We start from the raw sequence: 14,696 nt of genomic DNA on the forward strand, positions 1-14,696 counted from the left end.
GCGCCGGGAAGATATAGTGATGACAGACACACGCTTCGACGTTCTCGGCATCGGCAATGCCATCGTGGATGTGCTCAGCCGCACCGACGATGCCTTCCTGGAGGCGCATGGGCTCGACAAGGGCGCGATGCGGCTGATCGATGCGGAACAGGCGGAGCGTCTTTACGGCCAGATGGGGCCGGGCATGGAAATGTCCGGCGGGTCGGCGGCCAACACGCTGCACGGCATCGCCTCGCTGGGCGGGCGCGCGGCCTTCATCGGCAAGGTGCGCAACGACACGCTGGGGAACATCTTCCGCCACGACATTAAGGCGGCCGGCGTCAGCTTCGAAACCGCCGCCGCCAGCGACGGCCCGCCGACGGCGCGCTGCCTGATCCTGGTGACACCGGACGCGCAGCGCACCATGAACACTTTCCTTGGCGCCTGCGTCGAGCTGACGCCTGATGATGTGGATACCGATCTCGTCGCCGCCTCCGCCTATACCTATCTCGAAGGCTATCTGTGGGACCCGCCGCAGGCCAAGGCCGCCTTCCTGAAGGCGGCGAATGCGGCACATGCCGCTGGCCGCAAGGTGGCGCTGTCACTGTCCGACGCCTTCTGCGTGGAACGCCATCGCCGCGAATTCCGCGCGCTGGTGGAAAAGCATGTCGATGTGCTGTTCGCCAACGAGGTTGAGATCAAGGCGCTGTTCGAGGTCGCCAGCTTCGACGATGCGATGCAGGCGATCCGCGGCAAGGTCGAGGTAGCCGCGCTCACCCGCAGCGAGAAGGGGGCGGTCATCGTCACCGCCAATGAGGTGCATGTGCTGGACGCCGAGCCGGTCGAGGCGGTGGTGGACACCACCGGCGCTGGCGACCTCTATGCCAGCGGCTTTCTTTACGGGCTGACGCGCGGCATGCCGGTCGCGGTCTGCGGGTCGCTGGGGGCGCTGGCCGCCGCCGAGGTGATCTCGCATTTCGGCGCCCGGCCGGAACGCTCCCTGGCAGAGCTGGTGGCGGACAAGGTGCATGGGTGAGCGCAAACGCCCGTTTCGTCCATAGCCTGAAGGGCTGGCTGGCCGAGTCCAGAATCTATCTGGAACGGCCAGTCCTCACCCAGTTCTTCCTGGGCTTCGCCAGCGGCCTGCCGCTGCTGCTGACGCTGTCCACCCTGACGGTCTGGCTGGCCGAGGCCGGCGTGTCGAAGACCGCCATCGGGCTGTTCGCCCTGGTCGGCGCGCCCTATACCTTCAAGTTCGTCTGGGCGCCGCTGATTGACCGGCTGCCGATCCCGGGGCTGACCCGGCTGTTCGGCCGGCGGCGCGGCTGGATGCTGGCCTGTCAGGCCGGCCTTGTGCTGGCGATCCTCGGCCTCGGCGCCAGCGACCCCGCCGTGGATGCCGGCCAGACCGCGATCTTCGCGCTGCTGGTCGCCTTCTTCTCTGCCAGCCAGGATATTGTGATCGACGCCTTCCGCGTGGAAAGCCTGGAGGCCCGCCAGCAAGGTGCGGGTGCCGGCATCCTGGTGTTCGGCTACCGCATGGGCATGCTGGTGGCTGGTGCCGGGTCGCTCTATCTCGCGGCCTTCCATGGCTGGTTCGCGACCTACGCCATCATGGCGGTCCTCGCCCTGACCGGCAGCCTTGCCATCCTGCTGAGTCCGGAACCGGCGGATGGCCAGCTGGCAGCAGACGGCAAGCCGGGCCTCGGCGCCTGGCTGCATGGCGCGGTCGTCGCCCCCTTCGCCGATTTCATGCGCAGGCCGGTCTGGCTCGGCATCCTGCTGTTCATCGTGCTCTACAAGTTCGGCGATGCGCTGGCCGGGGTGATGGCCAACCCGTTCTATATCGAGATGGGCTTCTCCAAGATCGAGATCGCCAACATCTCCAAACTGTTCGGCCTGGTGGCGACGCTGGCCGGCGGGCTGATCGGCGGCATCATGGTGGCCAGGCTCGGCTTGCTGAAAAGCCTGCTGGTCTGCGGCGTGCTGCAGATGGCCTCCAACCTGATGTTCGCGGTACAGGCGATGGCCGGCTATGACCTGGCGCTGCTGACCGTGACCATCGGGCTGGAGAATCTGACCGGCGGCATGGGCACGGCAGCCTTCGTCGCCTACCTCTCCAGCCTGTGCAACGTCGCCTATACGGCGACGCAATATGCGCTGCTGAGTTCACTGATGGCCTTTGCGCGCACGCTGCTCGCCTCCTCGGGCGGCTGGCTGGCCGATCACATGGACTGGGTCGCCTTCTTCCTGCTGTCGGCGGCGGCCGCGCTGCCCGGCCTGCTGATGCTGCTCTGGCTTATGCGCGCCCTGCCGGCCAGCACCCGCGCCGGCCCGGTGCGGCAGGACAGCGCGGCGGACTGAATTTTCGGCGGAATCCCCAGACGGCACTTGCTGCGCCGCAACAAATGCGTAGGATGCGCGCAAACTCCGGCCCCTGAGGCCTGAAGTCTATTCAGCCAGCGAGACCAATATGGACATCAGCAAGATTGCGATCGGCAAGAACCCGCCCTACGACGTGAACGTCATTGTCGAGATTCCGCTGGGCGGCGCACCCGTGAAGTACGAGGTGGACAAGGAGTCGGGCGCGATGTTCGTCGACCGTTTCCTGCACACCGCCATGTATTACCCGGCCAATTACGGCTTCGTACCGCACACCTTGTCCGAGGATGGCGATCCGGTCGATGTGCTGGTGCTGGGCAATGTGCCGGTGGTGCCGGGCTCCGTCATGCGCTCGCGTCCGGTCGGCGTCATGATGATGGAAGACGAGAAGGGGCCGGACGAGAAGATTCTGGCCGTCCCCGTGGACGACCTGCATCCCTATTACAACAACATCGCCAGCTACAAGGATGTGCGCGAGGTGCTGCTGCACCAGATCGAGCACTTCTTCACCCACTACAAGGATCTGGAGCCGAACAAGTGGGTGCGGGTGAATGGCTGGGGCGAGGCCGAACAGGCCCGCGACATGATCACCGCTGCCATCGAGCGCGCCAAGACCGCGAAGTAATCAGAAGGATCAGCGTCAGCCGGGCAGGCTGACGCTGCCATCCGCCGCGATGGGGAAGCCAGGATTCCAGGCGATTTCCCACAGATGGCCGTCAGGATCGGCGGCATAGCCGGAATAGCCGCCCCAGGAGGCCTCGGCCGCCGGCTTCACCAGCGCCGCCCCCGCCGCGACCATTTCCGCCAGCACCCGGTCCACCTCTTCCCGGCTGCGGCTGTTATAGGCCAGCGCGATGCCGCGAAAGCCGGTGCCCTCGGCGGATACGCCCGCATCCGTCGCTAGGTCGATTCGGCCGAACAGGCTGAAGATCATGCCGCCGGCCTGAAAGAAGGCAACTTCGCCATCGCCGATGCCCGATACCGTCCAGCCCAGCGCCTCATAGAAGGCCCGGCTGCGGGCGATATCGGCCACGCCCAGCGTGATCAGGCTGAGCCGCTGTTCCATCGCCGCTATGCCGTCACCTTGTTGATCATGCGGCCAAGCGAGGCGCCACCGAACACATGGATATGGAGGTGCGGCACCTCCTGATGGCCATGCTGGCCGATGTTAGAGAGGATACGGTAGCCATCCGCTGCGCAGCCCAGATCGCGCGCCACCTTGCCGACCATGCGCGTCAGCGCCGCGATTTCCGCGTCCGATGCCTTTTCCGAGAAATCGTCGAAGGAGACATAGGCTCCCTTCGGAATCACCAGCGCGTGCACCGGCGCTTGCGGGTTGATGTCGTGGAAGGCGAGCGTGTGCTCGTCCTCGGCGATCTTCTTGCAGGGAATCTCGCCGCGCAGGATGCGGGCGAAGATATTGTTCGGATCATAGGCCATCGTGCTTCCCCCTTATTCCGCCTTGCGCGACTTCTTCTCGTCGATGCCGGAGCGCCCCATGCGTGCCTCCAGCGCCTGCCAGACCTCGTCCGGCTGGATGCCCAGCGCCACCCAGGCGACCAGCAGATGATAGAGCACATCGGCGCTTTCGGAGACCAGCTTGTCGCGGTCACCCTGCAGCACTTCCAGCGCCGCCTCGACGCCTTCCTCGCCCAGCTTCTTGGCGATCTTCTTGCGGTCGCCCAGCAGCTTCGCCGTATAGCTGACGGCAGGGTCTGCGTCCTTGCGCGATTCCAGGATACGGAACAGATCGTCCAGCGTGCTCTGGCTCATGCCGCCTGCCTTTCCGGGGTCAGCCTGACGGGAATACCGGCGGCCTCCATCGCCGCCTTCACCTCGGATATCCGGTATTCGCCGAAATGGAAGATCGAGGCGGCCAGCACCGCCGAGGCATGGCCCTCGGTCACGCCCTCGATCAGATGTTTCAGATTGCCGACCCCGCCGGAGGCGATGACCGGGATGGTGACGGCATCCGCGATGGCACGGGTCAACGACAGGTCGAAGCCCTGCTTGGTGCCGTCGCGGTCCATCGAGGTCAGCAGGATTTCGCCGGCGCCATACTCCATCATGCGCCGCGCCCAGCCGACCGCCTCGATGCCCGTCGCATTGCGGCCGCCATGGGTGAACACCTCGAAGCCATCGCCCGCGCGCTTGGCGTCCACCGCGACGGTGATGCACTGGCTGCCGAACTTCTCCGCCGCCTGGCGCACGAAATCCGGGTCCTTCACCGCCGCCGTGTTGATCGACACCTTGTCGGCACCGGCCAGCAGCAGCCGGCGGATATCGTCCAGCGTGCGCACGCCGCCGCCGACGGTCAGTGGCATGAAGCACTGCTCGGCGGTGCGGGACACCACGTCGAGGATGATGCCGCGATTGTCGGACGAGGCGGTGATGTCGAGGAAGCACAGCTCGTCGGCCCCCTCGCGGTCATAGAGCCGGGCCTGCTCTACCGGATCGCCGGCATCGCGCAGATCGACGAAGTTCACGCCCTTCACGACGCGCCCGTCCTTCACGTCGAGGCACGGGATGATGCGGGTTTTCAGCATGTCAGGCGGCCTCCTTCCCATCGAGAACGGCAATCGCCTGCGCCAGGTCAATACGCCCGTCATAGAGCGCGCGACCGCTGATCACGCCTTCGATACCGGAGTCGGCGACCGCCATCAGCCCGCGCAGATCGTCCAACGAGGCGACCCCGCCCGAGGCGATGACCGGAATCGAAATGGCGCGGGCGAGATCGGCAGTCGCCTGCACATTCACGCCGGTCAAGGCACCGTCACGGTCGATATCGGTATAGATGATGGCGGCAACGCCGGCATCCTCGAAGCGGCGCGCAAGGTCCAGCGCGCTGACATCCGACGTCTCGGCCCAGCCTTCCACCGCCACCATGCCGCCGCGGGCGTCGATGCCGACCGCAATCTTGCCCGGATGCGCCTTGCAGGCCGCGATGACCAGCTGCGGGTCACGCAGCGCCGCCGTGCCCAGGATGACGCGGGAGATTCCGGCCTCCAGCCAGCGCTCGATGCCGGCATGGTCACGGATGCCGCCGCCAAGCTGCACCGGCACGGTGACGGCGCCGAGGATGGAGCGCACCGCCGCCTCGTTCACCGCCTTGCCGGCGAAGGCGCCATCGAGATCGACCACATGCAGCCAGCGGCAGCCGGCGGCCTGGAACTTCGCGGCCTGCGCGCCTGGGTTGTCGCTGAACACGGTGGCCTTGTCCATCTCGCCATGCAGCAGGCGGACGCACTGGCCGCCCTTCAGATCGATGGCGGGGTAGAGGATCATGACAGCGGTATCTCCTGCTTCGGCGCTTCTGTCTCGCTGAGATTCTTGTAATAGAAGTGGCCGGCGACGATGTCGCCCTCCACCCGGGCATAATAGGGATGCGTGCCCCAGCGCACATAGCCCAGCGATTCGTATAGCTTGATCGCCGCCGACTGGCTGTCGCGCACATCCAGGTTGATGCTGCGGAAGCCCCAGGCCCGCGCCGCCTGCTCGGCGGCCACGACAATGGCCCGCGCCAGCCCGTGGCCACGCGCCCAGGGGGCCACGAAATGCCCGGTCAGCTGCAGGGCGAAGGCCTGCGCCTCATTGTTGCGGGCCGGGCGCAGGGTCTGCGCCGCCGCCGCGATGGTGCCGTCCAGCCGGCCGACGAACAGGTGCCGTTCGGGCACCAGCAGCACGCCGCGCCAATAGGCCTCCAGCACATGGCGGGCTGGCGGGGTGACCCAGCCGAAGCCGCCGCCATCCAGGATGGCGCCCTCGGTGGCGTCGCACAGATCCTCAAGGTCGTTGCCCGAGAATTCCTCCAGCCGCTCGGCCGATACCCTGACCGCGATTTCCGTCATGGCGTCCAGCCCAGGAAATTGGCGATCAGCCGCAAACCCGCCTCCTGGCTCTTTTCCGGGTGGAACTGGGTGCCGACCAGATTGTCCCGGCCGACGATGGCCGTGACCGGCCCGCCATAATCGACAGTCGCCAGGATCTGCGCGGGATCGGACGCAGCCAGATGGTAGGAATGCACGAAATAGGCATGGTCGCCGGAGCTGATGCCGGCCAGCACCGGGTGGTCGGTATTCGCCAGCTGCAGTTCGTTCCAACCCATATGCGGCACCTTCAGCGTCTTGTCCGACGGTGTCAGCGCCACCACGTCGCCGGGAATCCAGCCCAGCCCCTGGCTGGTCTCGAATTCCAGGCCACGATCCGCCATCAGCTGCATGCCGACACAGATGCCGAGGAACGGCTTGCCGCCGCTTATCACCTGTTCCTCCAGCGCCTCGATCATGCCCGGCACCGCCGCCAGCCCGCGCTTGCAGTCGGCGAAGGCACCGACGCCGGGCAGCACGATGTGGCTGGCGCCGGCCAGCGCCGCCGCCTCGGCGGTCACGATCACCTCGGCCTCGATGCCATTGTCGCGTGCCGAACGCTCGAAGGCCTTGGCGGCCGAACGGAGGTTTCCGGAGCCGTAATCGATGATGACGGCCCGCTTCTTCCCTGTCATCGCTGCCTCCTAGAGTGTGCCGCCGAGGACACCCTTGGTCGAGGGCACGGCATCGGCCTTGCGCGGATCGATCTCGATGGCCTGGCGCAGGCTGCGGGCCAGCGCCTTGTAGCAGCTCTCGACGATATGGTGGTTGTTCTCGCCGTACAGATTCTCGACGTGCAGCGTCACACCGCCGGCCTGCGCGAAGGCCTGGAACCATTCCTTGAACAGCTCGGTATCCATCTCGCCCAGCTTCGGCCGGGTGAAATTCACCTTCCAGATCAGGTAGGGCCGGTTCGAGCAGTCCAGAGCCACGCGGGTCAGCGTCTCATCCATCGGAATGAGCGCCGAGCCATAGCGGGTGATGCCCTTGCGCTCGCCCAGCGCCTTGGTGAAGGCCTCGCCGATGGCGATCCCGCTATCCTCGGTGGTGTGGTGATAGTCGATGTGTAGATCGCCTTCCGCGCGCACCTTCAGGTCGATCAGCGAATGCCGCGACAGCTGCTCCAGCATATGGTCGAGGAAGCCGATCCCGGTATGCACGTCATACACGCCGGTTCCGTCGAGATTCAGCTCGACAGAGATACGGGTTTCCTTGGTGTTGCGCACGACGCTGCCCACGCGCATCGGCACTCTCCTCGCTGGAATGGATAGGACGGGGCTTATGTAGCAGTTGCGGGCCTCCGGGCCAAGGGCGGCGGGCATCTTGACCGCACAGTCGCGGCAACCAACATGCTCTGCTAGTTTCGGCGGGTCTCCCAGGACGCCCGCCCACCCGCAACGAAAGCAAGCCTCCATGTCGGAAAACAACCAGGCCGTCTGGCACGGCACCACGATCCTTTCCGTTCGCAAGGGCGGCCGTGTGGTCGTTGCCGGCGACGGCCAGGTCAGCCTCGGCCAGACCGTCATCAAGTCGAATGCCCGCAAGGTGCGCCCGCTGGCTGGCGGCGCCGTGCTGGCCGGCTTCGCCGGCGCCACGGCCGACGCCTTTACCCTGTTCGAGCGGCTGGAAGCCAAGTTGGAACAGTACCCGACCCAGCTGACCCGCGCCTGCGTGGAGCTGGCGAAGGACTGGCGCACCGACCGCTATCTGCGCCGGCTGGAGGCGATGATGGCGGTGGCCGACCAGAATGTGTCGCTGATCCTGTCGGGAACCGGCGACGTGCTGGAGCCGGAGGATGGCATCATCGCCATCGGGTCCGGCGGCATGTACGCGCTTGCTGCCGCCCGCGCGCTGATCGACCGCGAGGATATGGACGCCGAGATGGTGGCCCGCCGCGCCATGGGCATCGCCGCCGATATCTGCGTCTATACCAACACCAACCTGACGGTCGAAAGCCTGTGACGGGACAGGTGAGGAGTCTCGCCGCCGCCGGCCTGGCGCTTGTGCTGGCCAGCGGTCCCGCGCTCGCCTTCGACCTGCAGGGCCATCGCGGCGCCCGCGGGCTGATGCCGGAAAACTCCCTGCCCGGTTTCGCGAAGGCGCTGAGCCTGGGCGTGACTACGCTGGAGCTTGACCTGGCGATGACCACCGACGGGCAGCTCGTCATCACCCACGACCCGAAGCTGAATGGCGATCTGGTGCAGGGGCCGGACGGCGCCTATGTCGGCGAGGACGGGCCGCTGGTCCGTGAGCTGACGCTGGATCAGGTGAAGGCCTATGATGTCGGCACGCTGCGTCCCGGCAGTGCCTATGCGGGCAATTTCCGGGACCAGCAGCCGGTGCCCGGCACATCCATGCCGACGCTGGCCGAGGTGGTCGCGCTGACCGAGCGGGCCGGTGCCGGCGCCATGCGCTTCAACATCGAGGTGAAGGTGAACCCGACACGGCCGGAGCTGACCGCCAGCCGCGAGGACTTCACCCGCGCGGCGGTGGCGGAGATCGTGCGGCTGGGCATTGTCGAACGCACCACCCTGCAATCCTTCGACTGGGCGGTGCCGATGCAGGCGCAGCAGCTGGAGCCGGCGCTGAAGACCGCCTATCTGACCATCGCGCGCGGCCGCAACGACAATGTCCAGCGCGGCCGGCCCGGCGCCTCACTCTGGATGGGCGGGCTGGATATCGACGATTTCGCCGGCTCCGCGCCGAAAGCCGTGAAGGCCGCCGGCGGGGCGATCTGGTCGCCCTTCTTCCGCGATGTGACCGATGAGGATATCGGGCAAGCGCATGCGCTCGGCCTTCAGGTCATCCCCTGGACGGTGAACGACCCGCAGGACATGGCCAACCTGATCGCGCGCGGCGTGGACGGCATCATCACCGATTACCCCGACCGGCTGCGCACCGTGCTGGCGGAAAAGGGCCTGCCGCTGCCCGCCGCCTATCCGGTCCAGCCCTAGTTTCAGCCCGAAAAGGGCCCATCTAACGCATTCCGATCCGACAGAGACAGAACCCGTCATGACCGCTTTCAGCCCCCGCGAGATCGTCTCCGAACTCGACCGCTACATCGTCGGCCAGAAGGACGCCAAGCGCGCCGTCGCCATCGCGCTGCGCAACCGCTGGCGCCGCCAGCAGCTGCCCGAGCATCTGCGCGAGGAGGTGCTGCCGAAGAACATCCTGATGATCGGCCCGACCGGTGTCGGCAAGACCGAGATCGCCCGCCGCCTCGCCAAGCTGGCGCAGGCTCCGTTCATGAAGGTCGAGGCGACCAAATTCACCGAGGTCGGCTATGTCGGCCGCGATGTCGAGCAGATCATCCGCGACCTGGTGGAGATCGCCCTGACCCAGACCCGCGAGCGGCTGCGCCAGGAAGTACAGGCCAAGGCGGAGCTTGCCGCCGAGGAGCGCGTGATCACCGCGCTGGTCGGCGAGGGCGCGGCGGCCGATACCCGCCACCGCTTCCGCAAGATGCTGCGCGAGGGCCAGCTCGACAGCCGCGAGATCGAGGTGGAGGTGGCCGACAATGCCGGTGCGTCCATGCCGACCATGGATATTCCCGGCATGCCCGGCGCACAGATGGGCATGATCAACCTGAACGACATCTTCGGAAAGGCGTTCGGCCAGCGCACCCGCAAGAAGAAGCTGAGTGTCGCCGACAGCTACGCCGTGCTGACCGAGGAGGAGGCCGACAAGCTGCTGGACGAGGAAGCGGTGACCCGCGAGGCGATCCAGTCGGTGGAGCAGAACGGTATCGTCTTCCTGGACGAGATCGACAAGATCTGCGCGCGCTCCGAACGGTCCGGCGCCGATGTCAGCCGTGAGGGCGTGCAGCGCGATTTGCTGCCGCTGATTGAGGGCACGACGGTCGCCACCAAGCGCGGGCCGGTGAAGACCGACCATATCTTGTTCATCGCGTCCGGCGCCTTCCATCTGGCGAAGCCCTCCGACCTGCTGCCGGAGTTGCAGGGCCGCCTGCCGATCCGCGTCGAGTTGCAGGCGCTGACCCGCGACGATTTCAAGCGCATCCTGACCGAGCCGGAGGCCAGCCTGATCAAGCAGTATGTGGCGCTGCTGGCGACCGAGCAGGTGACGTTGGATTTCCGGGAGGATGCCATCGACGCGCTGGCCACCCTGTCGGCGGAGGTGAATGCCTCGGTCGAGAATATCGGCGCGCGCCGACTGCACACCGTCATGGAGCGGCTGCTGGAGGAGGTAAGCTTCACCGCCACCGACAAGCCGGGCGAGACGATCACCGTGGATGCCGCCTTCGTGCAGAAGCATGTCGGCGACCTCGCCAAGAACGCCGACCTCAGCAAGTTTATTCTGTAGAGGACGGCGGCGTTTTCTCGCCACCCTCGGGCTAGATCCCGCAAAGACAGCGCCTTTGCTGCAACCCACTCCGTCCGTCACTGTAGCGCGCCACCTGGTTTGCGGAATCGCGCCACCTGGTTTGAACACTCCTCCCCGCTCCTTTGAAGCGGTTTTAAACACCCTTCAGCCTGCCTGCAATCAGCCCCATTGACTCTGGCCGGGCGGCAGCGGAGAACAATGAGAACAAACCAGCAACAAATATACCGCCATGCCGGCCATCGAAATCATCGAGCTGTTGAGCGAGGTCGCTACCTATGACGGACGGCTCACGGCTGTCTGCAGCTGCGGCCACCAAGGCGATATCGATGTGCCGGCGATCCTGCGGAAGCCCCGCGTGCCTGTCTCGGAGATCAAGCGGCTGGGCGGCTGGATCAGGTGCAAGCGCTGCGGCGGCCGTCACCCGACGCTGCGCCTCACCCTGCCCGATGGTCAGCAGCGGGACTATTACCGTGCCTTCGGCGCCGCTCACTAGCCGCCGGTGATGATCAGCTCGCCAACGCGCTTCGAGTGACCGCCCCCCGGCAATGAGTACGTCGTTTCGACCTCCTCCATGGCGAAGCCCGCGAAGATACGGCGCACTTCCGGGTGATCGTTGATGGAGAGCAGGAACTTGCCCTCGCGCCTCCGCAGGCTGTCTGCCATCTGCTCGAATTGGCTGCGGTCGAACAGCGGCCCGTAATCGCCCTCGCTGCCGTAGTAGGGCGGGTCGAGATAGAACAGCGTGCCCGGCCGGTCGTACCGCTCCAGGAAGGCCTGCCAGGGCAGCGCTTCGATGACCACGCCGGACAGGCGCGCATGCACGTCCTCGAGCATCGGCACCAGCTTGGTGATATCGAACCGGCCAGCAGCACCCGGCGCTACGCCGAAAGTCCGGCCAGCGACCTTGCCGCCGAACGCGGCGCGCTGCAGATACAGGAAGCGCGCGCTGCGCTCCAGGTCCGTCAGCGTGTCCGGATCGGTCGCCAGCAACCGCTCGAAATCCGCCCGCGTGGTCAGTTGCCAGCGGATCATGTCCAGGAAGGCCTGGTAATGGCGCTGCAGTACCCGGAAGAAGGTGCTGACATCCCGGCTGTAGTCGTTGATCACCTCGGCCTTCGGCTGTCGGGTGCGCCGCAGGAAGATGCCGCCCATGCCGACGAACACCTCGGCATAGGTCTCGCAGGGGATGGCATCGATCATCGCGACCAGGCGCTTCGCCAGGTTGCGCTTGCCGCCGATATAGGGGGCCACCGGCCGCACCGGGCGGACGGGCTGATAGTTGATGGACTCCACGATATGCCCTCAATAGGCTTGTCCCGCCAGTGATCGCTGGTGTGGCGGGCCGACCGATCAGCGGCCGGGATCGATAGGGCGAGTTGACGCTCGCGGTGAGGGCGTTGGCGCGCCCGAGCCCCCGCCGGCCGGAAAGCAGCAGACGGAGAAATGCTATGGCAAGAGGAGACTTCCTAGAAAAGAAAAAATCATTACAGGAAGCAAATAGAACAATACAATCAACATTAGAAAAATATGTAACCGCGACATCAATTGGTGGATTGGTTTTATCGGCGCAGCTAATTTTTCTTTTTGACGAAAATTCCTCAGATTTTTTGAAAATACTATCCTCTATCACGGTTACATTATTTTCTCTATCAACTATATCTTCTGTTGTTTCTGTTATTATTACAAAAAAACTTAATGATGTGTACTTGCGTCTTATGAAAAATGACGACGAACTTGATTTTTCAATAAGGTATTCTGTAGAAATTCTTTCTAATGATAGAATATTGTATTTAGAAAAAATGCACGAATTTCTATCATCAATATCAATAATTTTCTGCTCTATCGGATTTGTCATAGGAATTATCTGTTTAATAATTAAGATTTGGTCTTAGGATTTTCCGACGGTGATACTTTTAATTTATAGGGCTATTCATTCTTTAAAATTCCGGTTCGGCCGGCAGCTCCTCGCCGGCCAGGGCGGCGGTGTAGGCCGCCCGCGCCCAGGCGACGCAGGCCGCAACCTCGGCCGGCGTCTCCGCCAGCGTCGCCAGCCTCTTCCCACGTAGCCTCACGCGCTCGATGAGCGCGCCCAGGTTGGTCCAGGCGTCCGACACCATCATGACCACCGCCGCAGCCTCGGCGACGGTGGCGACCAGCTGGCCAGCGTTCGGATGGCCGGCCGGGTAAGCGTCAGCACCGACGCTGGCCTGCAGAAGCGGATAGTCGTTGTCGTCGGGGTCGCCATCGGCCAGATAGGCGCGTGCCTGGTCTTCCTTGCGGAGGTAGGTCATCTCCTGGCCGGGCACCATCGTCAGCACCGAGGCGCGCGCCGCGCCAGCCACGATGTCGATGGTCTCGTGAGCACGCAGCTTGGCCTCCTCCAGCGTAGCTGCAGGTGGCGTGACCAGCGCCTGGTTGTTGTGCCTGAAAGCCATATGCCCTCCTTATGCCGGCGGCGTCAGGGCCACGTCGGCCTGCACGCCCCATTTGTGGATAGTGACGATCTCGCCCTCGGCCGTGGCGGCGCGAATGCGAACGTCGGTGCCGGTCTGGCCGGTCACGTCGGCGGTACCGAAGACCAGCAGCCGGCCGCCGGCAGCGGCATAGGTCTGGTAGGCCGCGACCTCTTCCCAGGAGGCACCATCGTCGATGGAGCCATAGAGCATCAGGTCCGTGCCCAACGTGATCAGGGCCGGCACCTCGATCTCCGCGCCGATGACCAGCGACGTCGGATCGCTGGCGGCCGTCAGGGGGACCGAGACCAGGTCGCGGGCGCCAGAAACCATACGCCCGAAAACAGCGGCGGCTGCAGTGTTCTGGCCGCCGCCGGAGTTATCCTGAGCAGTCACCCCGTATCCTGGACCTGCGGTGCCGGGCGTTACATCCGCGCCGCTGTAGATGACTGAAATTCCCATAGTTGTGGTGTTGTCGAATCGCTCTGACGCGCCGCTCCAGGTGAAATTACCCGTCGCGATTGCCATCGCCGCGATCACGCAGCCAGCAGGGACATCAACGGATAGCGCATTGGTGTCGCTGCCAACGCTGGCCGCATCCACGTCTGCTACCTGGAGCGGCCCATAGACTGCCCATACGCCGACGGCACAGCCAGCCTGTATATTCGAGCATGTGACGACCACATCGCCACTCGCGCCCTCGGGGACCAGCACATGCCAAATGCTTACGCCTTCATTTTCGGCGCCTGTCCAAGTCTCAACCGCCAAGGCCGCAGATTCGCCGGCGATGGTCACAGCCGTTGGTTTGCTGCCATTTGTGTTCCGGCTTGCCACACCAACGACGATTGTTCTGTCAGGCGCGGCCGTACCGAGAGGCTGGGCTGCAAAAGTGTAGGTAAATAGCGCGCTAGAGGATGTAGCAGCTGTCTGATAGCTGATGGACAGCTGGTCCACTACAGACTTCCAGCTGGCCGTGCCTGGGTTATATACCGCGAAAGTGGTTTCCTCGGCGTCAATGCCAGAATCATCCTCGAAAGCGTCAACCACCATGTTCGCATATCCGGTCAGGGCCGCGCCCTGCAGCTCGGCGACAGTCCAGGCCAGGGCCATGATGTTGCCGATCAGATCGGTGAGCGGCGGCACGGTCAGCAGCAGTTTCTCATTCCCGCCAGGCGCGCTGATTTCCTTCGTCAGTCCACCGCCGACCTCTATCTTGTCGAACAGACCGCCGGCAATCGTATCGGTGGCGCTCACGCGCGCTCCGCCGACGGCCGCCTGCGCTTCGTTGCGGAAGATTTGCGTCTCGTCGCGGAAGCCCTCCGCCTCTCCAGCAAAGCCTGACGCCGCCGCAGCAGCACCAGGTGCCGCGAGGATCGCAGCCATATTGGCCGCTGCCGCCAGCACGGCCGCGATGTCCTCAGCGACGATGACGATATCGTCGCCGGCAGCGACCACCGCATTGATCTGCGCCTGCAGCGCCAGCACCTCGTCAGCCAGCTCGCCCTGGGTGCCGGCGAAAGCACCGACAACACCCAGCGCCTCGGCCAGCGCCGGCAGGTTGTCGACATGGCCGTTGGCGCCGAAGCCGCCCGGATTTGCCTCGGTACGGGCGTTCTTGTTCCAGTAGCCTGTCGTCAGCTTCGTGATGGCATCTTCTACGGTGATGGCCATG

At 64.9% G+C, this 14,696-nt stretch carries 19 protein-coding genes; 8 read left to right on the forward strand and 11 right to left on the reverse strand.

The features are described 5' to 3' along the window. Positions 1–19: 19 nt before the first annotated feature. The 3 genes from P24_RS02550 to ppa all read left to right on the forward strand — a co-directional run bounded on the left by P24_RS02550 (position 20) and on the right by ppa (position 2,986). Positions 20–1,015: an adenosine kinase gene (locus P24_RS02550; RefSeq protein ID WP_008943130.1), complete on the forward strand. Its 996-nt coding sequence runs from the start codon at positions 20–22 to the stop codon at positions 1,013–1,015. Then, complete coding sequence (locus P24_RS02555; RefSeq protein WP_008943131.1) at positions 1,012–2,343, forward strand: AmpG family muropeptide MFS transporter; 1,332 nt, start codon at positions 1,012–1,014, stop codon at positions 2,341–2,343. The genes P24_RS02550 and P24_RS02555 overlap by 4 nt, the downstream gene beginning before the upstream one ends. 109 nt (positions 2,344–2,452) lie before the next feature. Next, positions 2,453–2,986, forward strand: coding sequence for an inorganic diphosphatase (gene ppa, locus P24_RS02560; RefSeq protein WP_008943132.1), 534 nt, complete (start codon positions 2,453–2,455; stop codon positions 2,984–2,986). Positions 2,987–3,001: 15 nt separating this feature from the next. Here the strand turns inward: ppa and P24_RS02565 are convergent, their stop codons facing one another. Genes P24_RS02565 through hisB form a run of 8 tightly spaced genes read right to left on the reverse strand, consistent with a single transcriptional unit; the run spans position 3,002 to position 7,471 of the window. Then, a complete protein-coding gene (locus P24_RS02565) occupies positions 3,002–3,427 on the reverse strand; it encodes a VOC family protein (protein WP_008943133.1) in 426 nt (141 codons plus the stop codon). Between the two features lie 5 nt (positions 3,428–3,432). Continuing rightward, positions 3,433–3,801, reverse strand: a complete 369-nt coding sequence (locus P24_RS02570) for a histidine triad nucleotide-binding protein (RefSeq protein WP_008943134.1) — start codon at positions 3,799–3,801, stop codon at positions 3,433–3,435. 12 nt (positions 3,802–3,813) lie between these two features. Continuing rightward, the gene (locus tag P24_RS02575; RefSeq protein ID WP_008943135.1) at positions 3,814–4,134 is read right to left on the reverse strand and encodes a phosphoribosyl-ATP diphosphatase; all 321 of its coding nucleotides are present in this window, start codon (positions 4,132–4,134) and stop codon (positions 3,814–3,816) included. After that, positions 4,131–4,907, reverse strand: coding sequence for an imidazole glycerol phosphate synthase subunit HisF (gene hisF, locus P24_RS02580; protein WP_008943136.1), 777 nt, complete (start codon positions 4,905–4,907; stop codon positions 4,131–4,133). The genes P24_RS02575 and hisF overlap by 4 nt, the downstream gene beginning before the upstream one ends. 1 nt (position 4,908) lies before the next feature. Then, positions 4,909–5,646: a 1-(5-phosphoribosyl)-5-[(5-phosphoribosylamino)methylideneamino]imidazole-4-carboxamide isomerase gene (gene hisA / locus P24_RS02585; RefSeq protein ID WP_008943137.1), complete on the reverse strand. Its 738-nt coding sequence runs from the start codon at positions 5,644–5,646 to the stop codon at positions 4,909–4,911. Next, a complete protein-coding gene (locus tag P24_RS02590; protein ID WP_008943138.1) occupies positions 5,643–6,209 on the reverse strand; it encodes a GNAT family N-acetyltransferase in 567 nt (188 codons plus the stop codon). Before P24_RS02590 ends, hisA begins: the two co-directional genes overlap by 4 nt. Beyond that, positions 6,206–6,862 (reverse strand): imidazole glycerol phosphate synthase subunit HisH, encoded by a 657-nt coding sequence (gene hisH, locus P24_RS02595; protein ID WP_008943139.1) that lies wholly within the window; start codon positions 6,860–6,862, stop codon positions 6,206–6,208. Before hisH ends, P24_RS02590 begins: the two co-directional genes overlap by 4 nt. Positions 6,863–6,871: 9 nt before the next feature. After that, a complete protein-coding gene (hisB, locus tag P24_RS02600; protein WP_008943140.1) occupies positions 6,872–7,471 on the reverse strand; it encodes an imidazoleglycerol-phosphate dehydratase HisB in 600 nt (199 codons plus the stop codon). Positions 7,472–7,640: 169 nt separating this feature from the next. Here hisB and hslV point away from each other — a divergent pair, with 169 nt between their 5' ends. The 4 genes from hslV (at position 7,641) to P24_RS02620 (ending at position 11,064) form a co-directional block, all read left to right on the forward strand. After that, the gene (gene hslV, locus P24_RS02605; RefSeq protein ID WP_008943141.1) at positions 7,641–8,189 is read left to right on the forward strand and encodes an ATP-dependent protease subunit HslV; all 549 of its coding nucleotides are present in this window, start codon (positions 7,641–7,643) and stop codon (positions 8,187–8,189) included. A gap of 8 nt (positions 8,190–8,197) precedes the next feature. Continuing rightward, entirely contained in the window at positions 8,198–9,181 is a 984-nt protein-coding gene (locus tag P24_RS02610) for a glycerophosphodiester phosphodiesterase (RefSeq protein ID WP_008943142.1), read from the forward strand. Between the two features lie 58 nt (positions 9,182–9,239). Further along, complete coding sequence (hslU, locus tag P24_RS02615; protein ID WP_008943143.1) at positions 9,240–10,550, forward strand: ATP-dependent protease ATPase subunit HslU; 1,311 nt, start codon at positions 9,240–9,242, stop codon at positions 10,548–10,550. Positions 10,551–10,800: 250 nt separating this feature from the next. Next, a complete protein-coding gene (locus tag P24_RS02620; RefSeq protein ID WP_008943144.1) occupies positions 10,801–11,064 on the forward strand; it encodes a hypothetical protein in 264 nt (87 codons plus the stop codon). Here the strand turns inward: P24_RS02620 and P24_RS02625 are convergent. Next, positions 11,061–11,864, reverse strand: coding sequence for a DNA adenine methylase (locus tag P24_RS02625; protein ID WP_008943145.1), 804 nt, complete (start codon positions 11,862–11,864; stop codon positions 11,061–11,063). The genes P24_RS02620 and P24_RS02625 overlap by 4 nt on opposite strands. Before the next feature lie 155 nt (positions 11,865–12,019). On the opposite strand from P24_RS02625, the gene P24_RS19970 reads away from it, so the two are divergent. Next, positions 12,020–12,463, forward strand: coding sequence for a hypothetical protein (locus P24_RS19970; RefSeq protein WP_156816141.1), 444 nt, complete (start codon positions 12,020–12,022; stop codon positions 12,461–12,463). 45 nt (positions 12,464–12,508) lie between these two features. Here the strand turns inward: P24_RS19970 and P24_RS02630 are convergent, their stop codons facing one another. Both P24_RS02630 and P24_RS02635 read right to left on the reverse strand, forming a co-directional pair. Then, positions 12,509–13,006 carry a hypothetical protein gene (locus P24_RS02630; protein ID WP_008943146.1) on the reverse strand — a complete coding sequence of 166 codons (498 nt, stop codon included), beginning with the start codon at positions 13,004–13,006 and terminating at the stop codon, positions 12,509–12,511. Positions 13,007–13,015: 9 nt separating this feature from the next. After that, positions 13,016–14,695: a hypothetical protein gene (locus P24_RS02635; RefSeq protein WP_008943147.1), complete on the reverse strand. Its 1,680-nt coding sequence runs from the start codon at positions 14,693–14,695 to the stop codon at positions 13,016–13,018. Position 14,696: the final 1 nt, after the last annotated feature.

This window comes from Oceanibaculum indicum P24 (assembly GCF_000299935.1).
GTDB classification, from domain to species: Bacteria; Pseudomonadota; Alphaproteobacteria; order Oceanibaculales; family Oceanibaculaceae; genus Oceanibaculum; species Oceanibaculum indicum.